The sequence below is a fragment of the Faecalicatena sp. genome (assembly GCF_058819085.1).
Genome location: NZ_JBZUUL010000025.1, coordinates 71,318 through 97,850 on the forward strand (window position 1 = coordinate 71,318; position 26,533 = coordinate 97,850).

The window sequence follows — 26,533 nt, forward strand, 5'->3', positions numbered from 1 at the left end:
AGATGACGAAACAAAAAATATTGATCATTGAGGACGATGTACAGATACAGAACTTTATGGTATATACCCTGGAAAACGCAGGATTTTCTGTGGAAGGGGCAGTTAACGGAACCGAAGGGATCCGCTCTTTGATACAAAAAGGGGCGGACCTGATCCTGCTGGATCTGGGACTGCCGGATATCGACGGGATGGAGGTGCTGCATAAGATACGGGAGCGTTCGGATGTTCCGATCATTATAGTTTCAGCGAGGGACCAGGATTCGGAAAAGGCCGAAGCTTTAGATGACGGGGCAGATGATTACCTGACAAAGCCGTTTTCGGCAACGGAGCTGATGGCCCGGATCCGTGTCGCACTCCGGCATTATTTTCGTGCCAGCCAGGCAGGGCAGAGTGAGCAGCTGAAAGAGGCTGTCTATGTCAATGGCGGTCTTCGCATGGATACGAAGAAGCATGCCGCTTACAAAGACGATGCAAAAATCCACCTCTCTCCACTGGAGTTTAAGCTTCTCCTTCTGTTTATGCAGAACCAGGGAAAGGTCCTGACTTACCAGAATATTTTACATAAGGTCTGGGGAGAAGGATATGGAGAGGATACCCAGGTGCTGCGTTCTGCTATGGCATCTATCCGGCGCAAGATCGAAAAGAACCCTGCAAAGCCGGAATATATCCGGACGGAAATAGGGGTTGGCTACAGAATGGAAGAAAAATAGAAAAAATAGTGCACATGGAGGCAGATATCAGACGATGGTATCTGCCTCCATTTTTCGTGGTATCAAACCAGATATGTAGTTAAAAACCGAACTCTCACAGCATTCTTATACCGAAATCAGATTTTCACAGAATTTCCACACCCTTCTTAGATTCTCACAGGATTCTCACACGATACAGCTGAATTCTCACACCATTCTCACAGAGAAAGTTTTATACTGCCATCAAGAAGAAAACAAGGGAGGAGAACATGATGTCAGAGAGATTAGAAAATAAATGCAGAGCCTTGATTGCAAGACAGGAATATTCAGAATGTGAAAGGGAGATTGTGATGTCTATGGTGAAAATGCCTCATTCAGCAGTTCCCCATAATCTGATGGGAATTTTACTGGAAAAAGAGCATAAGCACATTTTGGCGATGAAGCATTTCCGGGCTGCCTACGGCCTTGACCCGGCCTATGTTCCGGCGCGGTATAATCTGGACCAGTTTGGCGAAATGTTTCCGTCAGGGGTGCGCACATGTGCATATACAGATGAAGACTGTCAGATAAAGGAGGAATCGTGATCTAAAAAAAGATCAATAAAATACAAAGAATCTTTTCAGAACATGGTAAGTAAGAGTGGAGGAAGATAAAAATGATGGATCTGATTATGCTGGCGGTTATGCTTGGCAGTTTTTTACTGGTAAAAGTGTTTGTAGATTTCTGTGAATCACAGATAGAACCAAAAGAAAAATAGAGGATGGGGAGAGAAGATATGTTACAAATTATTTTTACGCTGGCAATATTCCTGATACTGGTTATCCCGATGGGGAAATACATGTATCATATTGCCACGGAACAGAAAACATTTGCGGATAAAGTTTTTAACCCCATAGATCAGCTGATTTATAAGATCTGCGGCATTCAAGGTGAGAACATGGGGTGGAAAAAATACGTCCTGACACTTTTGACAGCCAATGCAGTGATGATATTTGTGGGCTATGTGATTTTAAGAATACAAAATATTTTGTTTTTAAACCCGAATGGAATAGAGGGGATGGAAGCAGCTCTTTCTTATAATACGATCATCAGTTTTATGACAAATACAAACCTGCAGCATTATTCAGGGGAAAACGGTCTTTCCTATGCAGGGCAGATGTGCGTCATCATCTTTATGATGTTTACCTCGGCGGCCAGCGGCTATGCGGCATGCATGGCGTTCTGCCGGGGGCTTGCGGGAAAGAGGCTTGGTAACTTTTACCGGGATATGGTCCGGATCACAACACGCATATTGATCCCGGTTTCCTTCCTTGCGGCCCTGATCCTTGTCAGCCAGGGTACACCGCAGACGCTGAGTGAAAGCTTTACAATACATACGATAGAAGGGAAATTGCAGGACCTGGCAATGGGACCTGTGGCTGCGTTAGAGGCGGTCAAGCATCTGGGAACGAACGGAGGCGGCTTCTTCGGGGCAAATTCCACCACGCCTTTCGAAAACCCGACCATCATTTCCAATATCGTGGAGCTGATCTCTATGATGCTGCTTCCCGGAGCCTGTGTTGTTACCTTTGGACATATGCTCATAGACAGGCATAGGGAAAAGAAGGCAGAGACAATAGGGAGCATGACTGCCTCATTACTGAAAAATAAAAAAGTGTGGATGGGCCGACAGGGAGCCGTCGTATTCGGAGCAATGGCAATTATTTTTGCTATCGGCCTTACCCTTTGTTATCATGCCGAGATGGCCGGGAATCCCATCATCAGTGACTTAGGAATCGACCAGAGTGCCGGGAGCATGGAAGGGAAAGAGGTGCGGTTCGGCGTGGCGCAGTCGTCCTTATTTACTACGGTGACCACATCCTTTACGACCGGTACTGTTAACAATATGCATGACACACTGACTCCGCTTGGCGGCATGGTGCCGCTCCTGCACATGATGTTAAACTGCGTATTCGGCGGTAAAGGCGTCGGGCTGATGAATATGGTCATGTATGTCATACTTGCCGTATTCATCTGCGGTCTGATGGTAGGGCGCACGCCGGAATACCTGAACAAGAAGATCGAAGGAAAAGAAATGAAGCTGGTGGCTGTGGTCATTCTGATCCATCCGCTTCTGATCCTGGGATTTTCAGCTCTTGCGGTATCTATGCAGGCCGGACTTGATGGGATTACCAATCCCGGATTTCATGGATTAAGCCAGGTATTATATGAGTATGCTTCCTCCGCGGCAAATAACGGCTCTGGTTTTGAAGGCCTTAAGGACAACAGTGTATTCTGGAATATAACGACCGCCCTGGCAATGTTTTTTGGAAGATACATTGCGATCGCGGCTCAGCTTGCAGTCGCAGGCTCACTTTTGGCAAAGAGGAAGGTAAACGAGTCCCCCGGCACTTTGAGGACAGATAATATCACATTTATGATCATCCTTGTATTTATCGTTTATATATTTGCAGCATTGACATTTTTCCCGGCACTGGCGCTTGGGCCGATCGGAGAACATCTGTCGCTGTGGATGTAGGCTGGATGAATAGAAGGAAAAGGAGTGAAAAGACATGGCAAAGCAGGAAAAGACAAAATTTATTACCCGGGATATTCTGAGATCATCCATTATCGGCTCTTTTCAAAAGTTAGATCCGAGATATATGATAAAAAATCCGGTGATGTTTGTGGTAGAATTCGGATTTTTTATGACGCTGGTCCTGACAGTTTTTCCCACACTGTTTGGAGGAAGTGAGGGGTACAGAGTTTATAATGGAATCGTAACCGTTGTTCTTTTTATCACGGTATTGTTTGCAAACTTTGCAGAATCCGTGGCAGAGGGGAGAGGGAAAGCACAGGCTGCTTCTCTGAAAAAGACAAAGCAGGATACAAAGGCAAGGCTGCTGTTTGGTGAGGGAGAAGAAAAGATCGTGAATGCATCAGAACTAAAAAAGGGAGACATTGTTCTGGTGAAAATAGGGGAAATGATCCCGAATGATGGGGAGGTAATCGAGGGAATCGCATCGGTAGACGAATCCGCCATCACAGGCGAATCTGCACCGGTCACCCGGGAAGCAGGGGGAGATTTTTCTTCGGTTACGGGTGGAACTACAGTTGTGTCCGACTGGCTGAAGATCAGGATCGCGGCGGAGCCTGGAAAGTCATTTCTGGATAAGATGATCTCCCTTGTCGAGGGGGCGTCCAGACAGAAGACACCGAATGAGATCGCCTTAAATACGCTGCTGATCGTGCTGACATTGATTTTTTTAATCGTTGTGATCACCTTATATCCATTTGCCGGTTATCTGGGGACGGAAATTCCGGTCTCCTGGGCTATTGCACTGCTGGTCTGCCTGATCCCGACCACGATCGGCGGCCTTCTCTCCGCGATCGGTATTGCAGGGATGGACCGTGTGACGCGTTTTCATGTGATCGCAATGTCCGGTAAGGCAGTAGAGGCCTGCGGCGACGTGGATACTATGATCCTGGACAAAACGGGGACCATTACCTTTGGAAACCGTCTTGCGGCGGAGTTTTATCCGGTAAAAGGGATCGAGAAACAGGAATTGATCAGGTACGGAGTCATGTCCTCTTTACCAGATGAAACGCCGGAGGGAAAATCGACCGTGGAGTTGGGCAGACAGATGGGATGCCGGCTGGACTTAGATCAGGCCGGACCGATGCAGTTTATCGAATTCACAGCCCAGAGTAAGATGAGCGGAGTGGACCTGCCGGATGGCACCATCATCAGAAAAGGTGCGGGTGATGCAATTATCTCTTATGTGGCAGAGGCTGGCGGCAGCATTCCTCCTGATCTGGAGGCTATCGTAACGGAGGTCTCACACCTTGGCGGAACGCCTCTGGTGGTATGTGTGAACAGCCAGATCTACGGAGTGATCTATTTAAAAGATACTGTGAAGCCGGGACTGGCAGAGCGTTTCGCAAGGCTTCGGGAAATCGGGATCAAGACGATCATGTGTACCGGTGATAACCCACTGACAGCGGCTACGATCGCAAAAGAGGCCGGAGTGGACGGATTTATTGCAGAATGTAGACCGGAGGATAAGATCCAGGCGATCAAAAAGGAGCAGGCAGAGGGAAAACTGGTTGCCATGACCGGGGACGGTACCAATGACGCGCCGGCGCTGGCCCAGGCGGATGTGGGGCTTGCTATGAATTCGGGTACCCAGGCTGCAAAAGAGGCCGCGAATATGGTGGACCTGGATTCGGATCCGACAAAGATCCTGGAAGTCGTGGAGATTGGAAAACAGCTGTTGATCACGAGAGGTTCTTTGACCACTTTCAGTATTGCTAATGATATCGCAAAATATTTTGCGATCCTGCCAGCCATGTTTACGCTGGTACTTCCGCAGATGCAGATTCTAAACATCATGCATCTGGCAACACCTGCAAGTGCGATCCTTTCCGCACTGATCTTTAATGCAGTGATCATCCCCTGCCTGATCCCGATCGCCATGAAAGGGGTAAAGTACCGTCCCATGAAGGCGGAAAAGCTGCTGTTGAAAAATATGAGTATCTACGGAGCCGGCGGCGTCATTGTTCCCTTTGTGGGAATTAAGCTGATTGACCTGGCGGTGGCTCCGATGTTACACCTGCTTGGGATTTAGGAGGAGAAGACATGAAAAATTTCATAAAATCAATAGGAAAAGCCATTGCTTTCTGCATAGTTATGATGGCGCTTTGTTCCTTTGCCTATCCGCTGGCTGTGACCGGAGTCAGCCAGGTGGTGATGAAAGACAAGGCCAATGGAAATCTGATCGATGAGGATGGCAGCCCCACATCAGATCGGGAGGAGGCAGTGGGCTCCGCCTTAGTAGGGCAGGATTTTACCGCTGAGTATTTCTTTCGGGGCCGGGTTTCTTCTGTCAATTATAATACTTATACGAAAGAACAGAAAGCAAATGGAGAATATGCCGGCGTTTCATCTGGGAGCTTTAACTACGGGAATTCGAATCCGGCGTTAAAGGAGCGTATGGAAGCGGATTTGGAAGAATTTCTTGCATCTCACCCGGATGTGGAGAAGGAAGAGATCCCCTCCGACCTCCTAACAGCCTCGGGTTCCGGGCTGGATCCCCATATCAGCCCGAAAGCTGCTGAAATACAGATCAATACCGTAGCAGAGAACTCTGGTCTTAGCAAAGAAAGGGTGAAGGAGATCGTGGAAGAGAATACGGAGCACAAGCTGTTCGGGATCTTCGGGGAAGAGCGTGTGAATGTGTTAAAATGTAATCTCGCTGTGGCGAAGGAGATGGGATCACGATAGGTACCATTGTGAAGACTGCGGGAGGATAGGCATGTTTTGTCTGTCCTCTTTGGTGCGTGAGGAGGATTTGGATGGAAAAGGAGAGACCCGATTCGGAGATATTGTTGAAAAGGCTTCAATATGAGGAGGAACAGAAAGACAGGCGGACCCGGGGAAAGCTTAAGATTTTTCTGGGATATGCGGCAGGCTCCGGTAAAACATATACGATGCTGGAGGCAGCGCATGAGGCAAAAAAGCACAATATAGATGTGGTGTCAGGCTATATCGAACCCCATGACCGCCCGGATACCCAGAAGCTGACCGAGGGATTAGAAAGGATCCCATTCTGTGAATCTGAGTATAAGGGAGTCCGATTCCGGGAGTTCGACCTGGATGCGGCGCTAAAAAGGCATCCCCGGCTCATTCTGGTGGATGAGCTGGCTCACACCAATGTAAAGGGCAGCAGAAATGAAAAGCGGTATCAGGATGTGAATGAACTTCTGCGTGCAGGGATCAATGTTTACACAACATTGAATATTCAGCACCTGGAAAGCTTAAACGATCTGGTGGGGAATATCACCAGGATTGATGTAAAGGAACGGATTCCTGACCGTGTGTTCGACCATGCTGACCAGGTGGAGATCATTGATATTGAGCCGGAGAGCCTGATCGAGCGGATGAAAGAGGGAAAGATCTATCAGAAAGCGCAGGCAGACATGGCGCTGGAACATTTTTTCAGAAGAGAGAAGCTCATTGCACTCCGCGAAATCACACTCCGCAGGATGGCGGAACGGGTGAAACGGATCGCAGAGGAGGAACGCAGTGTCTGGGGAGACCGGAATTACCACACCGGGGAGCATATCCTGGTCTGTATCTCAGCGGCCTCTTCCAACGCAAAGGTCATCCGGGCGGCCTCCCGGCTGGCGTATGCTTTTCGCTGTCAGTTTACCGGTCTTTATGTGGAAACTTTGGCAATGCAGGAGGCAGATAATCAGACGAAGGAACGCCTAAAGGATCATATCGAACTGGCAAAAACGCTGGGGGCCTCGATCGTTACCGTATTCGGGGAAGATGTGGGCCGGCAGATTGCGGAATATGCGGTAATAAGCAATGTTTCCAAAGTAGTCATCGGAAGGACAAATCACAGGTTCTTCTTAGAAAAACCGGGCACGGAAATCCTGGGAAAATTAAGCTGTATGGCACCGAATATTGATGTATATGTGATCCCTGATATCAAAGGGGAAGAGCCGCATAAGAAAAAGCTGATTTTTCGGAAACATAAAGGTGACTGGAGGGCGGCTGCTAAGGATCTGTCTGAGATCACTGCTGTGATGATCCTTACAACGTTTGGGGCCTATGTCCTTAAGCGGCTCAATCTGCCGGAATCCAATATCATCATGATTTATATACTTGGAGTTCTTTTGTCCTCCTATATTGCAGACAATCGGATCTATGCAGTATACTCGTCGGCAGTGGGAGTGCTGGCGTTTAATTTCTTCTACACAAAGCCTTATTTTTCCTTAAAAGCTTATGACCGGGGATATCCGACCACGTTTGTAATGCTGTTTATTGTAGGGCTTTTTGCAGCCACGATGACTCGGAAGCTGAAACAGCAGAGCAGGGAAAATGCGAAAAAGGCATACCGCACCCAGATCCTTTTGGAAAACAGCCAGAAGCTTAGAAGGTGCAGGTCAGATGGGGAGGTATGGAATGAGACTGCTGTGCAGGCCGGAAAATTGCTGAATCTGTCTTTACTGGTTTATCCGGTAAAAGAAAACGGTTTATTAGAGGAGCCGCTGCTGTTTCCAAGGAAGGGAATTGAAAAAGAGGAGTTAAAGAAATCCGTCAATCTGCAGGAAAAGGCAGTCGTACAATGGGTCGTTGCAAACCATCACCGGGCAGGGGCGTGCACCCACACCCTGCCTACGGCGAAAGCAATGTATCTGCCCATTCAGGGGGAAGACGATGTGAAGGGCGTGATCGGCATTGTACTAGAAGAACAAAGAGAGATCCAGGAGTTTAAATACGGGCTGTTGATCGCGATGCTCAACGAGACCGGGGTCAAGTTACAGAACAAATAGCCGGATCAGTCCCAGGATCAACAGGTGTACCGGATAAAAGAGATAGAAAAACCATTTCGAGAAGGTTCTTCCTGATTCCATTCTCTTCCCATTATAGAGGTACAAAATGCAAAACCCGGCCAGTCCCATACCCAGCATACTCAGCAGTGTAAATATAACATTTGAGGCCAGGGGGCGGTGCATTGCAAGCCCGGTCAGGAAGTAATAGGCTCCAAAGAGAAGCACTGATTTAAGAAAAGCTGTTTTGATTTTCTTCCTGGAATCTCCTGCATGGAGGAAGAAGATCGTGATAATAGGAGCTAACATTCCCCAGTCGCATATGACACTGAAAATAATGATCACAAAGGACAGAAAGCTTCTTAATCCGCTGCTTTCTATATTTTCTTTGATCCAAACCAGTGCAAAACATAAACAAAGTGTAAAGATCATGTTCAACCCGACAAACCGGATGGTTCTGCCCTGTGTAAAAGCGAGGCAGTAAGGAATCTCGGATATCAGGCCAAAGAGAAAGAGGCGCGTGATATATACCTTTTTGGAATGTGTGTAATGATAACCTTCTATTAAGAAATAGATCATTGTGATCGCGGTAAAATATCCGATGGCAGTTAACAGAAAGTATAATGGGGTATCCGGATCAAGAATTACGGAGGCAATATGGTTTAACAGCATCGTGAACATGGCGATGTATTTGATCACATCACGGTTTAAAAATCTGTAATGGCCGTTTTCAAGATTCGTCATGCTTACACCTCCAAAAGCTTTCCGTCAAATAATACGTCATGTGTACAGTTCTCATCCGCATGGAAGATATTGATCCAATGCTCATCCCCGCTGCGGTCCTTGAATGCCGGGAAAAGGAAACCATATTCAGGGGCATCCACCTGATAATCACCGTAGGTGGGGCTGATCGTGCAGATCATAAACTGGTAGACCTCCTCAGATTCCCACATCTCTTCCTTGTCTTTTGCCTTGAGGGGGACATCGTAGCTTCCGAAAAACAGGTAAACTGCGTATGGCTTCTTAGAATGATAACGCTCGCTGACGTACTCGTAAAAAACATCAAGCAGAGCATCATTTTTTAACTCACAGGCCTTGAGTCCCATCAAAAGCTGCCAAAGGTCTCCGGGTTTTTGGGATTCCTTTGTAAATTGATATTCTTTTAGATTCACATTTGTGTTCGAAAAAGGAACCGCCTTGGCATTTGCCAGATTCGTGGTCTGGTCTGCGGGGGATAATTTTAGAAAGTGGGTATTAAAGGTTCCGTCTATATATCCCTCTTCATCAATATACGCGCCAGCGATCCTGCTGAAACAATTTCTTTTGAAGGTCATGCGTCTGGTCAGTTCCAGCATGTCTTCCCGGTTGATCTTTCCCATCGTGTTGTCTCATCCTCCTGATTATTATGAACGGTTTTAAATGCAGCTTGAAAGCGCCGCAATGTAGCTGGTATTATAGAGAGCACTCATGGAACGGTGTCCATGAATGCTCCTTTTATTAAAACATATTATGATCTGAATGACCAGAGGAAACATTAAGATTCAAGCATGATTTCCTTCACCGAGATCTTCTTTATTTTTTCAGAATAGCAGTGCATGATGACTTCATAAATGAGGATAAAAAATACGAGGGATATGAGCATTGCGGGAACATCAAATTCGTATTTCGGTACGTCCTGGATATCCCGGAATACGACATCAACCATCAGCCGGATCAGGCCATATTGATATACGGTTCCGATGGCAAAGCCAAGATAAGCCATAAGGCGGTATCCTCCGAGAAGAGACTGACAGCAGTCCTTCTGTGAGTATCCGAATGTACGCATCATGGCAATGGTCTTTGTGTTGCCGTTTATTACAGTCGTGATCGCAAGGAAAAGTGTTGTGCAGGCCAGGACGATGCCGATCACCAGGACCATCACTCCCATCATGGCGCTTGCCAGCTCCTCCATGCCAAAGGACATCTGCGTCATTGCCGAGAAACAGAAGGAGGCAAAGAGGATGAAGAAAGTGAGAGTTTTCTTGCTTCGGAGTGTGTTTCTTCTCAGTTCTTCTAAAAATGAAAATTCCTTCTGTTCCTTGTGTTTCTCCTTTTTCGCTTTTGATTTAGCCTTGGATGAGGACTGTGTATTTTCTTTCAACAGGGTCAACACGGGCTTTCTTAGTTTAAGACAGGCGTAACAGACAGAAAGAGCGGTAAACAGGACTGTGGGCAGGATGACCAGGTATAGCAGCAGCTCCGGGTGGAAATGTATTGTGATTTCCGGCAGGATTTTATCCTCATTCTGCATTTCGTAGAAAAGCGGCATGATCAGAAAAGAGCCGCAGAAGCCGGTCCCGGTGCCGAAAAAGATAGTGACGCCAAATACCCAGAAATTCTTCGCAGTTTTCCAATTGGAATACCCTAAAGCCTTTAGTATGCCCAGCTCTTTTTTATGAGTGTCAATATAATGCCGGATATAGAAAAGCAGCATAATTACTGACGTCAGGAGCAGGCAGCCCCCGCTGATCAGACTGACGACCTTTCCGCTGGAGACCTGGGCATTGTAGAATGCCATCACCTGTTCAGAGGTGATACCGTCTTTGATACCGGCAATATCCAGATTGAAGTTTAAAAACATCGTACATACAAGCACTGCGCAGCAGGACATGATCGATATCCCGATCAGCTTCGCGGCATCTTTGATTCCGACTACCATCTCATCACCATCCTATCTCATAAGCGGTTTTTGTGGCTGTATTTGTATAGATCTCAGAGATCCTTCCGCTGTTCATTTTGATCACAGTGTCTGCCATCTCCGCAATATTCTGGTTATGTGTTACCATAAGGATAGTAAATCCCAGCTTCTGTTTCAGGCGGCAGATATAATCCAGTACCTGTCGGCCTGTCTCCTCATCTAAAGCGCCTGTCGGCTCATCCAGGAATAAGACCTTAGGTTTTTTGGCAAGGGCTCTTGCCACTGCCGTTCTCTGCTGTTCCCCGCCGCTTAATTCGCTGGGGTATTTATCCAGCTTTGTGCCCAGCCCGACCGCTTCGATGATCTCTTTGTAGTCCTTATTCCCCGCCAGATCGGCGCCCATCTTCACGTTTTTGTCTACATTCATATTCGGCAGGAGATAATATTGCTGAAAAATAAAGCCGACATTTTCCCTCCGGAACCTGGTCAGTTCCTGATCGGAAAGAGTGGTGAGATCTGTGGAATCATAAAGAACCTGACCGCAGTCCGGGGATTCCAGCCCTGAGATCGTGTTCAAAAGGGTGGATTTACCGGAACCGGATGTACCCAGGATCACGGCAAAATCGCCGTCTTTGATCTTCAGGCTGATGCCCTTTAAGACCTGGAAACGGTTTTCATTATTTCCATAGAATTTTTGAACTTCTTTCACTTCAATCATAACATTTGCCTGCTTTCTCTTCTTTTAGAAGACTTATAAATACCTCAGTTATCATTTTGCTGATCTCTTCCTCTGTGAACCTGCACATGTTCGTGGCACAGAGCGAGGCGATCCCGTGTGTGTAGATCCATAAGTGCTGATACAGCTTTTGGGAAGCCTCATCGCTGAGTTTATAGGTATCTTTCACAGATGCAAGAATCTCATCATAGTTCTCGTCAATCGACACTAAGACTCCGGAAAGATCAGGGATATTGACCTGTTCCTTCATAAAAAGCAGCTGGAACAGCTTTGGCTCATGAATGGAGAAGAGAATATACTGCATTCCTGTGCCCTTAAAGGCGGGTGTTTCAGATAGACCTTCGCGAATATACCCGGTGTAAAGGCTTTTAGCGGCTTTAATCACTGCCTGCTGAACCTCATCCATATTCTGAAAAACTGTAAAAATCGGCCTTGCCGAGCTGCCAAGCCTTGTGCCTAAGGCTCTGGCTGTCAGATTAGAAATACCATCCTCACGGACGAGATCTAAGGCGGCTTGAATGATTTCCTCTTTTGAAAACTTCGCTTTTGGCGGCATAACGGACCCTCCTGTCCTGTTTTGAAACTATTGTTCTGCAACATATGTTTTATTATAGCGCGTTTTAAAAATAAGTCAAGTAGAATATTTGGTTTTCAGTGGAGTTGTAGTACATTGAGACTTGTTAGAGCGAATGCTATACTAAAAGAATAATCGAATAGAAGAGAGAAGGATGCAATTTCTAGATGCCCTCTAGTTTTTTTGGAAGGAGGGTGAGGTCCATGAATACACTGGAAGTATTAACTTTACTGCTTGTGGTTTTCACAGCATTGACCTACATAGATCAGCATAATAAAAAGAAATAGCATCCCGCCCTGAGAAAGTTGGATGCTATTTCAATAAGTATTTAACAACTGAGGGCATCAGATCTTGCATCTGATTACCTTTTCTAACTCGATTATACATTGGGGGGCTGGAGAAATCAAGTCCCCCTTTTGATAGTAGAAACAGACTTGTGAGTGAAGTTGTAATACATTGATACACGTCATAGCGAATGCTATACTAAAAGAATAATCGAATAGAAGAGAGAAGGATGCAATTTCTAGATACCCTCTAGTTTTTTGGAAGGAGGGTGAGGTCCATGAATACACTGGAAGTATTAACTTTACTGCTTGTGGTTTTCGCAGCATTGACCTACATAGATCAGCATAACAAAAAGAAATAGCATCCCACCCTGAGAAAGTGAATGCTATTTGTAAAAATATAAAAACTTACTGAGGGCATCAGATTTTGTATCTGATTACCTTTTCTAACTCGATTATACATTGGGGGGCTGGAGAAATCAAGCCCCTTTTTGATAGTAGAAACAGACTTTCTATGAGTGAAGTTGTAATACATTGATACACGTCATAGCGAATGCTATACTAAAGAATAATCGAATAGAAGAGAGAAGGATGCAATTTCTTGATGCCCTCTAGTGTTTCAGAAAGAGGGTGAGGCCTATGAATACACTGGAAGTATTAACTTTACTGCTTGTGGTTTTCACGGCATTGACCTACATAGACCAGCATAATAAAAAGAAATAGCATCCCACCGCCTAAAGTAGATGCTATTTTAAAAATATAAAATTATACTGAGGGCATCAGATCTTGTATCTGATTACCTTTTCTAACTCGATTATACATTGGGGGGCTGTGGAAATCAAGCCCCCCTTTTAATAGTAGAAACAGACTTTTTATGAATGACTTACTAAGAATGTTCTTATTTTCAACATCTTCCCAACATCAATTGCTGATTTCAATCAACCTGCTTAATATCTGCTCCCGGTTATTGATAAACATTTCCATCACTTGATAGCTGTCAGTCTCTTCATACTCGCAGGGATGTATCTGCCCATCATCGAAATTGAATATTTCTGCGTCTGGTATTCCCAGTAAAATGGGGGAGTGTGTCACGATAATGAATTGTGATCCCTGGCGGGCACATTCGTGTATTTCCATCAGCAGCGTTAACTGTCTTTGGGGAGATAATGCTGCCTCAGGCTCGTCGAGAAAGTATAGACCGTTTGGCTTTAACTGCCGCTGGGCAATTGCCAGGAAGCTCTCACCGTGTGATTTTTTGTGCAATTCCTCGGAAGGGTGTGACGGATCAGCGTATTCCTCTTCTTTTGTTGCAACATTATAAAAGCTTTCTGCACGGAGAAAATATCCCCAGCGGGCCTTGCGGTATCCTCTGGAAATCCGAAGCGCGTCACATAATTCGGAATGAGAGTCATACGTTGAAAAGGAATAGTTCTTTGTACCCCCTTCCGGGTTGAAGCCGGAGGCGATCGCAGTGGCTTCTAACATGGTGGACTTGCCGCTTCCGTTTTCTCCTACAAAGAAGGTGATGGGTTTGTGAAAGTCCAGGCTCTCCAAGCCAGCGATGGCCTCAATATTCCTTAAATAGCTGTATGGGTGAATCTTATTCCAGTCAATAAAGATTTTTTGAATAAACTGGGTATTCATCTTGCCAAATCCCTCCGTTTAATTCTTTTCACAATTTGTAAAATTTCTATTCTATATTTTCTGAAACTTTATTTTACATTTATCCCTAAAGTTAAAAGCTGGCTGCGAAGCTCGGGTTTTAAACTAGAATCGCAAATTAGAAAATCAATGGAAGAGATATCTGCGATTTTAGAAAGAAAAACATTACTGATTTTTGTAGAATCAGCTAACATAAAACTTTCACTGCTATTACGGATCATAGCTTTCTTTACCTCGGCTTCTAGGATATTTGGAGTAGTGAACCCAAATTCCAGGCTAATGCCATTAGCACCCAGAAAGCATTTATCTGCATGTAAAGTATTTAGAGTGGAAAGCGTAAGTGGACCTACACAGGATAAAATTCCTTGACGGTACTGTCCGCCCAGGAAAATGAGATTGTATTTGTTGTTTTCCCTAAAGATTTCAGCAATATTGAAAGCATTCGTAATAATAGTTAAGTTGTATATTTGGTTTTCAACAATTTTTTTTGCTAGTTCTAACGTAGTTGAGCCGGCATCAATAATAATACTATCTCCAGGAATGATAAAACGAAGTGTCTTTTCAGCGATCTCTGATTTGAAATCACTATTAACGACTTCTTTAGCCGACTCTATTTCTTCATGCTGGCTGGGAGAAATGTTTAATGCACCGCCGTGTGTGCGTTCAATTTTACCTTCTTTGCTGAGTTCATTGAGAACCTTCCTTATGGTCACACCGGAAACAGAAAAAATTTCAGAAAGTTCAGTAACGGTTACAGAAGGTTTTTGATGAATATACTCTAAAATCTTACGTTTTCTTTCAGCATATAACATAATAATACCTCGGCTTTTATATTTATGTAAGTTATTGTAACATATAAAAAATAATAATACAAATTGAATTGGTACAAAATGGAATTTTATAAAAAATTATTTAGAATGACGAAAAAACAAAAGGAATTAATAAATGAAACGCAATAAAATTGGTAAAAACGTAAAAAAACAATAGCTATACGCAAATGTATGTTGACATATTTAACAATGCTGATTATAATACAAGTAAATGAAATGAAATAAAATAAAACGAAAGGGAGAAATGAAAGATGAAAAGAATTGTAAGTTTCATGTTGGTGCTGGTAATGCTGTTGGGAGTATTAGGAGGGTGTTCAAGGCCAGATGATACGAAAAAGGAGGCAGAGGACGTAGTAGAAGATGCAGTTGAGGCAACAGGAAAAGAGGATGGGGATATTGTAATTGGAATATCTGTATTTACAAGAACACATGTATTTTACAACCGTGTCGAAGAAGCTATGAGTAAAAAATGTGAAGAAATGGGGGTTGAAGCAATTTTTGTAGATGCAGATACCGATAGTGAAAAACAGTTCTCACAAGTGCAGGATTTTGTTACGCAAGGAGTAGATGCAATTGTTGTAATGCCTGTTTCAACAGCAGGAAGTAAAAGCTATGTTGATTTAGCAGACAAGGCAGGAATCCCGATATTAACGGCGTTTACAAAGTCTGATGGAGAAGTTTTATGCCACTTCGGAACGGATGAGAATGTTGGTGGTAAACTTGCAGGTGAATTGATTGAAAAGGCACTGCCGGATGGTGGAGATATTGCGATTATAACATATGATGATGTGGAAAACTGCGTGTTGCGGGCCGAAGGGTGTAAAGAGTATTTAAAGGCAAACTGTCCGGATGTCAAGGTGGTTGATGAACAGAACTATCAAGGAGATGCAGAAAAAGCGTCAGCTATTACACAGGATCTATTAGTGAAGTATCCGGATTTAGATTTAATCTTTGCAGTAGGCGATCCGGCAGCGATGAGTGCATATACAATTATAAATGGTGCGGGAGAAGATATTAAGGTAGTTGGATATGATGGAAATCCAGAAGCTCTTGCAGAGATTGTAAAAGACGGAAACTGGATCGCGGATATTGCCCAAGACCCGGAAGGAATTGGAGAAGCAATGATAGAAATGGCTGTAAAGACTGTGAATGGAGAAGAAGTTCCAAAGGAAAAATATATCGAACCATACATTATTGACACAGAGAATGTTAAAGAATATCTGAAATAAAATATTTAAGTTAAGTAATTAATAATAAGGTCGTCCTTATATATCACCTGTTTCCGAAAGTGGTTAACTGGTAAACAGACATTCAGAAGAATATGTTTGATGTAAAGGGCGGCCTTTTTGTATAACGGAAGGTGAGGAAATGGGCGAAAATCAACCTGTTATAAGCTTAAAAAATGTTTCGAAGGAATTTCCGGGTGTAAAAGCACTCACGGACATAACAATGGAAATTCAGCAAGGTGAAGTTCACGTGCTTATTGGGGAAAATGGGGCCGGAAAATCAACATTGATAAAAATTATTAGCGGAGTATATAAAAAGGACGGTGGAGAAATCTATTTTTTAGGGAAAAAGTGTGATTTTTCAAATGCAAAGCAGGCATTAAAGGCAGGGATTAGTGTCATACATCAGGAACTTAGCGTGATTCCTGATCTAAGTGTAGCGGAAAATATATATTTGGGTAGAGAAATAAAGTTAAAGAGCGGGTTTTTAAATAAGAGAAAAATGAACAAGGATGCTCAGAAAATACTTGATCAAATGGATGTGAAGATCAAATCTACAGATATTGTAAAGAACCTGAGTTCTGCAAATAAACAAATGGTAGAAATTGCTAAAGCAGTATCCCAAAATGCAAAACTAATAATTATGGATGAACCTACATCATCTATTTCTGAACATGAAGTGGAATCACTGTTTCATATTATAAGAAGATTGAGACAGGATGGTGTAGCTGTAATATATATATCACACAGACTCTCAGAACTTTTCGAGATTGGTGATAAAGTAACTGTTCTGCGAGATGGATGTTTTGTAAAAACAGCAATGATGTCTGAGATGACAGAGAAAATATTGATTTCCTTAATGGTTGGCCGTGAGATACGACCTTTTATTAATAGAAGTAAAAAAATATTTGAGGATGTAATTTTAGAAGTTAAAAATGCCTCGAGACATACAAAATTTGCAAACATTTCTTTGAAAGTAATGCGTGGGGAAGTTGTGGGTATAGCTGGACTTGTAGGTGCAGGAAGAACGGAAGTGCTCAGGAGTATTTTTGGGGCAGAACCATTGGAGTCGGGAGACATTATGATTGACGGAAAAAAGACTGTTATTAAAAGTCCTAGACAGGCAATCGAAAAAGGATTGGGTCTGGTTCCAGAAGATAGGAGAAATCAGGGGGTAATGCTCGGCAGAAGTGTAAAGTCTAATCTGACATTACCTAGTGTAGAAAAAGAGGCTAAGAGAGGTTTTGTAGACAAAAAGTGGGAGAAAGAAAGTAGTACCAGTTATATAGAAAAACTGTCAATAAAAACACCGGGCGAAGAGTTTATAACTAAAAACCTAAGTGGAGGAAATCAGCAAAAAATAGTGATAGCCAAATGGCTTTTGAAAGGGGTAAGGATACTTCTGTTAGACGAACCTACCCGGGGAATTGATGTAGGTGCAAAGCGTGAAATTTATCAGCTTATAGATGATTTTACCAGTGAAGGAGGAAGTGTGTTGGTTGTATCCTCAGAACTGCCGGAACTTATTGGGATTTGTGACAGGATATATGTGATGTGTGAGGGTAAAGTGACGGGTGAATTAAGTCGGAATGAACTTACAGAAGAAGCCATTATGGAACTGGCTAATATAAATTAGTGGAGGGGACGCGGTATGGAAACCGGAAACAAAAGATTAGAAAAGATTTTTAAAGAATATGCGCTGATTGGCTTTTTGTTTTTACTTTGTGTTGTAATTGTTATGGTTGAACCGAGATTTTTATCAAGGTCTAACCTTACTAATGTGTTAATTCAGGTATCGATTAATGCTTTTATCGCAACAGGAATGACGTTTATCCTGCTGACAGGGGGAATTGATCTTTCAGTTGGGGCTGTATGTGCTCTGACGGGGATCGTGGGCGCCATGTTAATTAAGCTGATACCCGGAGCCGGGGTTCCTATAATGTTAGTTATATCAATTCTGCTTTCTATAGTAGCTGCAGTTATATGCGGAGGTTTTTCTTCTATTTTAATATGTAAATTTAAAGTGGCTCCATTTATTGCGACATTGGCGATGCTGAATATTGCAAGAGGTATATGTTTTATTTTGACGAACAGCAAACCGATATATGGTCTGCCTGAAAACTTTACATGGATAGGCCAGGGATATATGGGTCCCATACCATTTATCGTTATTTTAACAGTAGTAGTCCTTCTGGTATCGCACATCGTACTCAGCAAAACGGCATATGGCAGACACGTGTATGCCGTAGGAAGCAATGAAGAAGTTGCAAAGTTAAGTGGAATAAGTTCGTGGAAGATTAAAACCTCTGTATACATGATCTGTTCTGGATTATCCGCATTTGCAGGTATTTGCCTTTCTTCAAAAATCGGAACTGCTCAGCCAGGCGCTGCAGAGGGGTATGAATTGTTTGCTATTGCAGCAGCAGTCATGGGCGGCACTAATTTATCGGGAGGATATGGAGGAATAACTAATACGATCGTTGGAATTATTGCTATTGGAATTATCAATAATGGACTGAGTTTAATGCAGGTGAATTCGTACTGGCAGAAGGTTGCAATGGGGCTTATTGTTGCATTTGCAGTAATCATGGACAGGCTTAAAGTAAAGGAAGGATAGTAATAATGAAGAAAAATAATATTTGTAATTCCTCAGACACCATGGTAGACGAAATGATAGAGGGATATATATCAAGTACAGGGGGAGCATTTTCACGGGTGTCAGGTACAAAGTCTATAGTTTATAACCCTGCGAAGAACGAAGAGAGGGTTAAAATAATAGTTGGAGGCGGTGCGGGATGTGAGCCTATTTATCTGGGTTGCGCAGGAGCAGGAATGGCGGACGCTGTTGTAAATGGAAATGTTTTTGCGGCACCTTCGGCAATTGCAGTTTTAAAAACTGTGCAGCATATGAATTGTTCTGCAGGTGTGGTTTTTATTTCTGGAAATTATACGGGTGATGTATTGAATTATGAATTGGCAGCAGAGTTGTGCGGAGCCGAAGGAGTGAATGCAAAAGCTTTTTTTGTACGTGATGATATTTTACATAAAGACAAGAAAAACAGAGAAGCACGCAGAGGGATTACAGGAATAATCTGGACGATTAGAATTGCATCGGCAATGGCGAAAGACGGAAAGAGTGTAGATGAAATCTTAGCGGTAATGAATGTAGTTAATGAAAATTTAGCAACAGTATCGGTGACCTTTTGGCCGGGATATAGACCGGATACTGGCAGGCCATTATATGAAATGGATGAAGAGATAATTGAATTTGGAATGGGCGTAAATGGTGAGCCGGGAATAAAACAGATGAAAATGCCCTCTAGTGAAGTTCTTGCAAAAGAAATTATGGATTATATCAATAAGGATCTGGAATTAGGGCAGAAAGACCAGATTTCCTTGATGATCAATGGAAAAGGTGCAACATCTTACGCAGAGTTATATGTTTTTACTAATAATGTGAAAGAATATATCAAAAGGAAGGGGATTCATATTTATCATATTGAGGTAGGTAATTACTTTACTGCACCAGGAATGGGAGGCGTGAGCGTAACTGTATTAAAAGTAAATGATCTGTTGAAAGACTGCTTGGGAAGGGGCACATATACAGGCATGTATTCATCAAAGATAGGAGCGTGGGAAGAAAAATGAAAGAGAGCTTAAACATTCAGGAAACGAAAGATATGTTTTTGATGATTGCAGAGAAAATAATGGAAGCGGAAGATAAACTTACGGAGATTGATAATATTATAGGAGACGGAGATCATGGGATTGGTATGCGTATTGGTTTTCAAGCTGTAAAAGAAAAGCTTCCGCAGACAGATTGTAGTTCGATAAATGAAGTTTTTAAAGAAGCTGGGTTGATTTTGTTAGAAGCAATGGGAGGTGCTTCCGGTGTTATATTCGGAACGATGTTTACCAGTGGGGCGATCAATGCAGCTAGAGCAGATACACTTTCGGTGGCGGTGCTGGCTGATATTTTTTCGCAATCTTTGGAAAAGATAAAAACCAGGGGTGGGGCAAGAGTTGGAGATAAAACTATGGTTGATAGTTTTGAACCGGCTGTTTTATCACTTTTGAAGAGTGCGCAGGAGGATAAAAACTTAACCGAGGCTATGGAGGCAGCATATGAAAAAGCAATAGAAGGTGTAGAAGAAAGCAAGAAAATCAGAGCTAACAGAGGACGGGCGCAAGCGTATGCAGAGGCGTCTGTAGGACTGCCGGATCCGGGAGCTGTGTCAGTCAGTGTTATTTTTGAAGCTATGAGATTATACATGGAGGCTTAAATATGAATTCAAGAAAAAGAGTTTGGGAAACGATCAATCACCGGGAGCCTGATAGAGTGCCCATTGATATCGGAGGAACTAAGACAACGGGGATACATATTGATGAGTATATAAAAATTGGAGAGTACTTGGGGATTGATGTAGAGTATCCTAAGTGTTATGAGCAGTTTCAAATGCTGGCAAGAGTAGAGGAGCCTGTACGAAGATGGCTGCATGGGGATGTTATTCAGGTTGAAAATTTAGTTGAAACATGGGGATATAAAAATGAGAACTGGAAACCTTGGGTCAATACAGCAGGGAATACCATTTTAATGCCTCATGATTTTAATTATGATGTAAAGGATAATGGCGATATCCGTCTGTTTGATATTAACGGAAGATATGTGGCTGAAATGGCCAGTACAGGCAGATATTTTGAACGGCTGCCAAATCCTCCGTTAGATTTATCAAAAGAAATCCAGTTTATGGATTTAGAAGAATTTAGAAAAAGCATCAGTATGTATCAAGAGGATGAACTGCGGGTATTGGAAAAGCGTGCAAAATTAATGCATGAAACTACAGAATATTCAATTCATGGGGGTGCACTTAAAGGAAAATTAGGTACCACAGGAATTTTTGCAGGGCATTCATTTACGGAATGGTTGTGTATTTTGTTGATAGAACCGGAATATGCGGAAAGTATTTTAGAAATTGCAGGAGAAATAGCCGTAAAAAATATAGAAATGTATTTACAGGCAGTAGGAAAATATATTGATACAATATTGATTTCTACCACCGATTTTGGAACACAGAATGGGGAGTTGTTCAGTCCAGATATTTTTAAAGAATTATATATGCCAAATTATAAAAAGATGTGTGAATGTGTGCATAAAAATTCTAATGTTAAGACTATGTTTCATAGCTGTGGATCCATCAGAAATATCATTCCATATTTTATAGAAGCAGGATGTGATATTTTGAATCCAATTCAATCTAATACTGTTGGAATGGATTTAAAGGAGTTGAAAGAAGAATTTGGTGATAAGCTGGTATTTTGGGGGGCAGGAGTAGATAGTCAGCTGACGTATCCAAGAGGAACGGCAGAGGAAGTGGAAACACAGGTTAAGGAACGGTTAGAGATATTAAAACCTGGAGGAGGATGTGTTTTTTCTCCGATACATAATACACAATATGATGTACCAATAGAAAATGTAGAAGCTTTTGTAAATGCAGTACTTAAATATGGAGTGTATGAGTAGAGAGGGATAGTATGATAACGACAGTTAATTTGAATCCTTGCATTGATAAAAGTGTGTTTGTAGAAAACTTTAAATGTGGGATGCTTAATAGGATAGAAAAAGCCCGACAGGACGTGTCTGGAAAAGGTATTAATGTTGCAATGGTATTAAAAGAATTGGGGACTAAGGCTGAATGTCTGGGATTTAATTACTGTGAGGATGGGAAAAAGCTGACATCTGTATTAGAACAGGAAGAAATTGCGTATGATTTTGTGAATGTAAAAGGTACTCTGCGTACAAATACAAAAATTTTAGATACCCAAAATAATGTTTTTACTGAGTTAAATGAATTTGGAGGGAGAGTTACACAGGAAGATATTAGTTTATTAAAGAAAAAGATTCGTGAGCATGCTGTCAATAGTGATCTTATAGTTATTAGTGGAAGTGTTCCTAAGGGAGTTCCAATGAATATATATAAAGAGATTATAGAAGATCTACAGGGCTTAGATGTGAGGATTATTTTGGATGCAGAAAAGGAACTACTGACGGAAGGGATTAAAGGTAAGCCGTATCTGATAAAGCCTAATATTTTCGAAATGGAAACAGCATACAATATTAAGTGTAAAGCCAAAGAAGATGTTATACCACTTATTCTTGATATTATAAAAAAAGGTGTGAAAATAGTATGTGTTTCGCTGGGGGGTGCAGGTGCTTATATTAGCGACGGGAAGCGGCTTTACTACTCTCCTTGCCTTGACTTAGAAGTGAAAGGTTACCAGGGAGCTGGGGATTCTATGGTAGCAGGATTATGTAAAGCAATTGAAGAGGGGAAGGATATTGATGAGATGCTTAAGTATGGAATGGCAGCAGCAGCGGCCTCTCTAGTAATGGAAGGAACACAGTTGTGCCAAAGAGGTGATTTTGAAAAATATTTGAAAGAAATAAGTGTACAGCAGGAGGAAATATCGGTATGTCATATGTAAATACGAAGATGTTATTATATGATGCACAGAAAAATCATTATGCTATACCTGCGTTTAATGTGGAAAATATGGAAATGATACAGGCAGTCATTCAGCAGGCAGCAGAGGAAAAGTTTCCAGTAATACTACAGACAACGCCAGGTACAGTTAGTTATGGGACACTAGGAGTATATGCTGTGATGGTTCAGGAATATAGTAAAAATTTCGATATTCCTGTTGCACTGCATTTAGATCATGGGAAGAGTCCGGAAATGATTATCCAGGCAATGAATAAAGGATATACTTCGGTTATGATAGATGCGTCGAGTGAAACATTATATAGAAATATTGAAATTACAAAAGGAATCGTAAAGCTTGGGCAGATGCTTCAGATTTCTGTTGAGGCAGAATTAGGATGCATAGGAGGAAAAGAGGACGATAATGTATCAGAAGCAGTCAGGTATACAGAAACTGCCGATGCGGTAGAGTTTGTAAGTCAGACAAATGTAGACAGTCTTGCAGTTGCAATAGGAACTGCACATGGATTTTACAAGGGGACTCCCCAGTTGAACATTGAAAGACTGAAAGAAATAAAAAAACAAGTTGCGGTCCCTCTTGTTCTTCATGGAACTTCAGGAGTTCCTGAAAATATGGTAAAGGAGTGCATTAGTGCAGGAATTTGCAAAGTTAACTATGCGACAGATCTGCGAAAAGCATTTACAGAAGGGGTTCGGAAATATATAGAAGAGCATTCGGAAAATGTGGACCCTAAAAAGTATTTGGAAGAAGGGAAAGAAGCAGTAAGGGAAATTGTTAAAAAGCGAATTTTAATGTGCAGCCGCAAATAGTTTGTTCGGAGCGGCCAAGGATATGGCCGTTCCAATCCCTGATATTCTTTAAAAATAGAAATAGCAAGTGCTGGAGCCTTAAGATCAACGCGCCCGTAATCGTTCATAATACCCGACCAGACAGCGCCTGTGATTTTGCCATCCACTTCTGCGTCAATAGCAATATCAACTGTTTACAGAGGGGACTCAACTTCCAGCATTTTTCTGAGCTTAATGGTCATATTGTAAGCTTCTTTTCCATAACTTCATATACTAAAACCGCATCATTTTCCACAGTTAATTTACAGTGCTTCTTTGTAATATAGCCTCTTTTTTCGTATAGAGTACATGCGGGAAGGGAGGCATCTAAACAAACGGTATCGAACGTTTGTGCAATCTTATGCTCCAGACATTCCATAATATAATTGCCGTACCCTTTTCTCTGGTATTGGGGAAGCACATATACTCTCGTAATATGGTTATCCTGATGGCATCCGGTTCCTACGATAACCCCTTGATCTACCAGAATGCCGACTGTCTGATTCGCAATATCTTTTTGGATATTATCTGTATTATGTAAATGGCAGAAAAAATCAACAACCTCCTGAGGGTAATACCTGGGATATATTGTCTTAATTGTTTCCTGAACGATGTTATGAACCTGGGCCAGATCATTTATTGTGGCATTGATATATTGCATCATATTAAATACTCCAATATTTTTGATTTTTATGACATAACAGTCTTACGTTTCTTCCGTTTAGTTAAAATGATAGCAAGAACCGTAAAAATTGTATATCCGATGATTGCGATTCCAGAGGCCTCAATCCCAAAATCTCCTCCGGTAATCACAAATGTACGACTATCTAAGATATAGTTAAACAGGGAATATTTGTCCTCTGCCGCACCGATATGCAGAATGCCGCCTACCATAACGATATTCCAGATGATATGCATAACAGCGCTGTTCCAGATGCTGCCGCTTTCATATGTAACAAAAGAGAACATAACACCCACCATGGTTCCTGCCGCTAAAAGCTGGATGATAGAAAGAAGGTCCAGATCAGCTCCGATGACATGAGATAATGCAAAAATCACAGACGGAACAATAATCGCAACATACTTATTCCAGCGCCGTTCTAAAGCTGACATGATGAGTCCACGGAAAACGACCTCTTCCATGATGCCTGCAGCTAGTCCGAAAAATACCACGGCATCGACAAGGGTGTATAAAAAATCTTCCCTGCCTGCCAAGGCAGAATTCAGATGTCCCGGCATCATAAAATAAACGAAAACCACCATACAAGGCAGGATCAATGCAGAAATTCCCCAAATAGGTTTTAAAGAGAATCTGGTTATCCTTAGGGACTCCATAGTGGAATGGAAGCATTTCTTACAGATCAGAGAAACACAGAAAAGCCCAAATACAAGATATAGGATTCCTGAAATGGCACTTCCGATAATAGAAGATGCTCCCATTTGAACAATAGCATTGCTTATCAATACAGCTGCAAGCTGTGATACAATGAGGGAAACATAAGCTAAAATGGCGGCGATGACTGCCTGCTTTGTGTTTAACCGGTCTGATGTAACTGATGGGGTGTTCATGATGAAGTTCCTCCTGCTATAAAGATAGATGCATTTTAAGGAGAATATCCTTTTATTTTATTGTACATAAAAATGAAAACATTCTCCTTACCAATATTTCTACATTATAACATCGGGAACTGAATTTGCGTATAACATTTTCCAAAGAAAGTCTAAAGGGAAGTTAAAAAATTTCCGAAAGAGTTACCGTTTTGATTTCAACATGATTCTGATTCATGTTGAACTGAATTTCTTCTTGTAAGAGTGAGGGGTAAGACCATATTCTTTCTTAAATAATTTTATAAAATAATTAGCATCTGAGATACCAACAGATGCGCTGACTTCCTGAACTGTGAGGTTTGTGCCGGAAAGAAGAACTGAGGCTTGTTTTAACCGTTTCCTTCTAAGGTATGCAATGGGAGTGCTGCCTGTTTCTTTTTTGAATTCGGCAATAATATGTTTCTTGGACAAGCTTAGCTCGGAAGCCATCTCATCCAGGCTTATGTCTTGGTAATAGTTATGGTCAAGATAATATAGGATGCTTTGTACAAGAGCGCTATAATGATTGGTTTTGTTATATTGAATTGCTGTACAAAATTTGCGGATCATAGACTCTTTAGCCTGAAAGATTTCATCCACATTTTTTGCATTAAATGTTGCTATGGTGTTTTCGCGTGAAAGCTGGTCAATGATATAAATTGGCAGATTTGCGCGCATTGCAGCCAAGCGGACAGTGGTACGGGTAATAGCTGAACCAATTTTTTCGTTTTCCAGGGTGGTACCTATTTGTTTTAAATATTTCACATCTGCCTCCATATTATGAAGATCTAAAAGTGCACTTTTGGCATTTCCGTTTTCAATATCTAATAGAAATCTCTGCTCATAAGAATAGCGTTTTTCTAACAATTGAATACTATTTTCTCTCTTAATATCATTAAAATCGTCATAGAAGCCGTTCGTCGTATGATTGTTGATTTTATGTATTTTAGGTAAATGATCACAGCCAACAGTGGTATATAAAGCATCAATAATATGAAGGGCCTGTGTCTCTGTAAATACCGGGAAAGAGTTATAATAAGAGAAAAAATCTTTTACAGAGAGGTCACTGATCCGATAACGATTGAAAATCATTCGAACATCATTAGAGCTAAGCAGCATAGAACAGAATGGCCCCATTAGAATTGTGCGGGAATTTAATGGGAATATAAGATAATGAATAAAAAATGAGTCTGTAATATATGCAATATCATGGGGATACTCCCTAACAATTTTAGTGATGTTTTCTGCAGTTATAGCTGTCTGTGCTTTATGAAAATAGAAAGCAGACACAAATGCATGGATAGAATCAGAGGAATCAATGACGCAGATGTTGATATTGTACAGTTCTCTTAATAAATGGAGCGCGGTGTCCAGGCTTTCTTTTTTCATGATAGTCTCCTTTTTAATGTCGATAATGTTTATGATGTTGGGGGCAAAAGGTATTTTGTCCCCATGATACCTACGGATTGTTACGCACTTCGTGCTCCCACAATCCTAAAACATTCGAAATCCGCCCTAAACGGGCTACTTTCTCATGTTTTACGGGTCCCAAAGTCATGCTTTTTCATGCGAGCATGAAAAGCATGACCTTTTGACCCTGGTATCGTTCATATTATACTA

At 42.1% G+C, this 26,533-nt stretch carries 24 protein-coding genes; 14 read left to right on the forward strand and 10 right to left on the reverse strand.

Translation table 11 applies throughout. The annotated features are described in order from the left end of the window. Positions 1 to 2 precede the first annotated feature (2 nt). From AC4OGX_RS12850 to AC4OGX_RS12875, 6 genes are all read left to right on the forward strand, one after another. Positions 3 to 710, forward strand: coding sequence for a response regulator transcription factor (locus AC4OGX_RS12850; RefSeq protein WP_493330958.1), 708 nt, complete (start codon positions 3 to 5; stop codon positions 708 to 710). Between the two features lie 248 nt (positions 711 to 958). Further along, the gene (locus AC4OGX_RS12855; RefSeq protein WP_493330959.1) at positions 959 to 1,273 is read left to right on the forward strand and encodes a hypothetical protein; all 315 of its coding nucleotides are present in this window, start codon (positions 959 to 961) and stop codon (positions 1,271 to 1,273) included. Between the two features lie 191 nt (positions 1,274 to 1,464). Further along, entirely contained in the window at positions 1,465 to 3,207 is a 1,743-nt protein-coding gene (locus AC4OGX_RS12860) for a potassium-transporting ATPase subunit KdpA (protein ID WP_493330960.1), read from the forward strand. 34 nt (positions 3,208 to 3,241) lie between these two features. Continuing rightward, complete coding sequence (gene kdpB, locus AC4OGX_RS12865; protein WP_493330961.1) at positions 3,242 to 5,296, forward strand: potassium-transporting ATPase subunit KdpB; 2,055 nt, start codon at positions 3,242 to 3,244, stop codon at positions 5,294 to 5,296. An 11-nt stretch (positions 5,297 to 5,307) separates the two neighbouring features. Then, positions 5,308 to 5,952, forward strand: coding sequence for a potassium-transporting ATPase subunit KdpC (kdpC, locus tag AC4OGX_RS12870; RefSeq protein WP_493330962.1), 645 nt, complete (start codon positions 5,308 to 5,310; stop codon positions 5,950 to 5,952). 71 nt (positions 5,953 to 6,023) lie between these two features. Next, complete coding sequence (locus AC4OGX_RS12875; protein ID WP_493330963.1) at positions 6,024 to 8,012, forward strand: DUF4118 domain-containing protein; 1,989 nt, start codon at positions 6,024 to 6,026, stop codon at positions 8,010 to 8,012. Here the strand turns inward: AC4OGX_RS12875 and AC4OGX_RS12880 are convergent. The 7 genes from AC4OGX_RS12880 to AC4OGX_RS12910 form a co-directional block, all read right to left on the reverse strand. Then, on the reverse strand, positions 7,998 to 8,753 hold the full coding sequence (locus AC4OGX_RS12880) for a TraX family protein (RefSeq protein ID WP_493330964.1): 756 nt from the start codon (positions 8,751 to 8,753) through the stop codon (positions 7,998 to 8,000). The two genes, AC4OGX_RS12875 and AC4OGX_RS12880, sit on opposite strands and share 15 nt — an antisense overlap. A gap of 2 nt (positions 8,754 to 8,755) precedes the next feature. Continuing rightward, positions 8,756 to 9,388 carry a DUF4317 family protein gene (locus tag AC4OGX_RS12885; protein ID WP_493330966.1) on the reverse strand — a complete coding sequence of 211 codons (633 nt, stop codon included), beginning with the start codon at positions 9,386 to 9,388 and terminating at the stop codon, positions 8,756 to 8,758. 155 nt (positions 9,389 to 9,543) lie between these two features. Next, a complete protein-coding gene (locus tag AC4OGX_RS12890; RefSeq protein WP_493330967.1) occupies positions 9,544 to 10,707 on the reverse strand; it encodes an FtsX-like permease family protein in 1,164 nt (387 codons plus the stop codon). Positions 10,708 to 10,711: 4 nt separating this feature from the next. Continuing rightward, positions 10,712 to 11,404 carry an ABC transporter ATP-binding protein gene (locus tag AC4OGX_RS12895; RefSeq protein WP_493330968.1) on the reverse strand — a complete coding sequence of 231 codons (693 nt, stop codon included), beginning with the start codon at positions 11,402 to 11,404 and terminating at the stop codon, positions 10,712 to 10,714. Beyond that, positions 11,397 to 11,978 carry a TetR/AcrR family transcriptional regulator gene (locus AC4OGX_RS12900; protein ID WP_493330969.1) on the reverse strand — a complete coding sequence of 194 codons (582 nt, stop codon included), beginning with the start codon at positions 11,976 to 11,978 and terminating at the stop codon, positions 11,397 to 11,399. The genes AC4OGX_RS12895 and AC4OGX_RS12900 overlap by 8 nt, the downstream gene beginning before the upstream one ends. Positions 11,979 to 13,201: 1,223 nt before the next feature. Further along, positions 13,202 to 13,924: an AAA family ATPase gene (locus AC4OGX_RS12905; protein ID WP_493330970.1), complete on the reverse strand. Its 723-nt coding sequence runs from the start codon at positions 13,922 to 13,924 to the stop codon at positions 13,202 to 13,204. Between the two features lie 68 nt (positions 13,925 to 13,992). Then, the gene (locus tag AC4OGX_RS12910) at positions 13,993 to 14,754 is read right to left on the reverse strand and encodes a DeoR/GlpR family DNA-binding transcription regulator (RefSeq protein WP_493330971.1); all 762 of its coding nucleotides are present in this window, start codon (positions 14,752 to 14,754) and stop codon (positions 13,993 to 13,995) included. Positions 14,755 to 15,023: 269 nt separating this feature from the next. Here AC4OGX_RS12910 and AC4OGX_RS12915 point away from each other — a divergent pair, with 269 nt between their 5' ends. The 8 genes from AC4OGX_RS12915 to AC4OGX_RS12950 all read left to right on the forward strand — a co-directional run bounded on the left by AC4OGX_RS12915 (position 15,024) and on the right by AC4OGX_RS12950 (position 23,308). Continuing rightward, complete coding sequence (locus tag AC4OGX_RS12915; protein WP_493330973.1) at positions 15,024 to 16,001, forward strand: substrate-binding domain-containing protein; 978 nt, start codon at positions 15,024 to 15,026, stop codon at positions 15,999 to 16,001. A gap of 139 nt (positions 16,002 to 16,140) precedes the next feature. Beyond that, positions 16,141 to 17,634, forward strand: coding sequence for a sugar ABC transporter ATP-binding protein (locus tag AC4OGX_RS12920; protein WP_493330975.1), 1,494 nt, complete (start codon positions 16,141 to 16,143; stop codon positions 17,632 to 17,634). A 15-nt stretch (positions 17,635 to 17,649) separates the two neighbouring features. After that, positions 17,650 to 18,615, forward strand: coding sequence for an ABC transporter permease (locus AC4OGX_RS12925; protein WP_493330976.1), 966 nt, complete (start codon positions 17,650 to 17,652; stop codon positions 18,613 to 18,615). 5 nt (positions 18,616 to 18,620) lie between these two features. Beyond that, complete coding sequence (locus tag AC4OGX_RS12930; RefSeq protein ID WP_493330978.1) at positions 18,621 to 19,646, forward strand: dihydroxyacetone kinase subunit DhaK; 1,026 nt, start codon at positions 18,621 to 18,623, stop codon at positions 19,644 to 19,646. After that, positions 19,631 to 20,281, forward strand: a complete 651-nt coding sequence (dhaL, locus tag AC4OGX_RS12935; RefSeq protein WP_493330979.1) for a dihydroxyacetone kinase subunit DhaL — start codon at positions 19,631 to 19,633, stop codon at positions 20,279 to 20,281. The genes AC4OGX_RS12930 and dhaL overlap by 16 nt, the downstream gene beginning before the upstream one ends. 2 nt (positions 20,282 to 20,283) lie before the next feature. Then, complete coding sequence (locus AC4OGX_RS12940) at positions 20,284 to 21,519, forward strand: uroporphyrinogen decarboxylase family protein (protein ID WP_493330980.1); 1,236 nt, start codon at positions 20,284 to 20,286, stop codon at positions 21,517 to 21,519. A gap of 11 nt (positions 21,520 to 21,530) precedes the next feature. Further along, entirely contained in the window at positions 21,531 to 22,481 is a 951-nt protein-coding gene (locus AC4OGX_RS12945; RefSeq protein ID WP_493330981.1) for a 1-phosphofructokinase family hexose kinase, read from the forward strand. Then, complete coding sequence (locus AC4OGX_RS12950; RefSeq protein WP_493330983.1) at positions 22,469 to 23,308, forward strand: class II fructose-bisphosphate aldolase; 840 nt, start codon at positions 22,469 to 22,471, stop codon at positions 23,306 to 23,308. Before AC4OGX_RS12945 ends, AC4OGX_RS12950 begins: the two co-directional genes overlap by 13 nt. Before the next feature lie 217 nt (positions 23,309 to 23,525). On the opposite strand, the gene AC4OGX_RS12955 is transcribed toward AC4OGX_RS12950, so the two are convergent. From AC4OGX_RS12955 to AC4OGX_RS12965, 3 genes are all read right to left on the reverse strand, one after another. Next, positions 23,526 to 23,990, reverse strand: coding sequence for a GNAT family N-acetyltransferase (locus AC4OGX_RS12955; RefSeq protein ID WP_493330985.1), 465 nt, complete (start codon positions 23,988 to 23,990; stop codon positions 23,526 to 23,528). 26 nt (positions 23,991 to 24,016) lie between these two features. Then, on the reverse strand, positions 24,017 to 24,895 hold the full coding sequence (locus tag AC4OGX_RS12960; RefSeq protein ID WP_493330986.1) for a CPBP family intramembrane glutamic endopeptidase: 879 nt from the start codon (positions 24,893 to 24,895) through the stop codon (positions 24,017 to 24,019). Between the two features lie 213 nt (positions 24,896 to 25,108). After that, entirely contained in the window at positions 25,109 to 26,302 is a 1,194-nt protein-coding gene (locus AC4OGX_RS12965; RefSeq protein ID WP_493330988.1) for a helix-turn-helix domain-containing protein, read from the reverse strand. Between the last annotated feature and the right edge of the window lie 231 nt (positions 26,303 to 26,533).

Coding starts and splice junctions, on each gene's coding strand:
- AC4OGX_RS12850 (WP_493330958.1), top strand. CDS start 3: ATGACGAAACAAAAAATATTGATCATTGAGGACGATGTACAGATACAG.
- kdpB (WP_493330961.1), top strand. CDS start 3,242: ATGGCAAAGCAGGAAAAGACAAAATTTATTACCCGGGATATTCTGAGA.
- AC4OGX_RS12905 (WP_493330970.1), bottom strand. CDS start 13,924: ATGAATACCCAGTTTATTCAAAAAATCTTTATTGACTGGAATAAGATT.
- AC4OGX_RS12875 (WP_493330963.1), top strand. CDS start 6,024: ATGGAAAAGGAGAGACCCGATTCGGAGATATTGTTGAAAAGGCTTCAA.
- AC4OGX_RS12910 (WP_493330971.1), bottom strand. CDS start 14,754: ATGTTATATGCTGAAAGAAAACGTAAGATTTTAGAGTATATTCATCAA.
- AC4OGX_RS12920 (WP_493330975.1), top strand. CDS start 16,141: ATGGGCGAAAATCAACCTGTTATAAGCTTAAAAAATGTTTCGAAGGAA.
- AC4OGX_RS12915 (WP_493330973.1), top strand. CDS start 15,024: ATGAAAAGAATTGTAAGTTTCATGTTGGTGCTGGTAATGCTGTTGGGA.
- AC4OGX_RS12965 (WP_493330988.1), bottom strand. CDS start 26,302: ATGAAAAAAGAAAGCCTGGACACCGCGCTCCATTTATTAAGAGAACTG.
- AC4OGX_RS12960 (WP_493330986.1), bottom strand. CDS start 24,895: ATGAACACCCCATCAGTTACATCAGACCGGTTAAACACAAAGCAGGCA.
- AC4OGX_RS12885 (WP_493330966.1), bottom strand. CDS start 9,388: ATGGGAAAGATCAACCGGGAAGACATGCTGGAACTGACCAGACGCATG.
- AC4OGX_RS12930 (WP_493330978.1), top strand. CDS start 18,621: ATGAAGAAAAATAATATTTGTAATTCCTCAGACACCATGGTAGACGAA.
- AC4OGX_RS12940 (WP_493330980.1), top strand. CDS start 20,284: ATGAATTCAAGAAAAAGAGTTTGGGAAACGATCAATCACCGGGAGCCT.
- AC4OGX_RS12950 (WP_493330983.1), top strand. CDS start 22,469: ATGTCATATGTAAATACGAAGATGTTATTATATGATGCACAGAAAAAT.
- AC4OGX_RS12945 (WP_493330981.1), top strand. CDS start 21,531: ATGATAACGACAGTTAATTTGAATCCTTGCATTGATAAAAGTGTGTTT.
- AC4OGX_RS12925 (WP_493330976.1), top strand. CDS start 17,650: ATGGAAACCGGAAACAAAAGATTAGAAAAGATTTTTAAAGAATATGCG.
- kdpC (WP_493330962.1), top strand. CDS start 5,308: ATGAAAAATTTCATAAAATCAATAGGAAAAGCCATTGCTTTCTGCATA.
- AC4OGX_RS12890 (WP_493330967.1), bottom strand. CDS start 10,707: ATGGTAGTCGGAATCAAAGATGCCGCGAAGCTGATCGGGATATCGATC.
- AC4OGX_RS12860 (WP_493330960.1), top strand. CDS start 1,465: ATGTTACAAATTATTTTTACGCTGGCAATATTCCTGATACTGGTTATC.
- AC4OGX_RS12955 (WP_493330985.1), bottom strand. CDS start 23,990: ATGATGCAATATATCAATGCCACAATAAATGATCTGGCCCAGGTTCAT.
- AC4OGX_RS12855 (WP_493330959.1), top strand. CDS start 959: ATGATGTCAGAGAGATTAGAAAATAAATGCAGAGCCTTGATTGCAAGA.
- AC4OGX_RS12880 (WP_493330964.1), bottom strand. CDS start 8,753: ATGACGAATCTTGAAAACGGCCATTACAGATTTTTAAACCGTGATGTG.
- AC4OGX_RS12900 (WP_493330969.1), bottom strand. CDS start 11,978: ATGCCGCCAAAAGCGAAGTTTTCAAAAGAGGAAATCATTCAAGCCGCC.
- AC4OGX_RS12895 (WP_493330968.1), bottom strand. CDS start 11,404: ATGATTGAAGTGAAAGAAGTTCAAAAATTCTATGGAAATAATGAAAAC.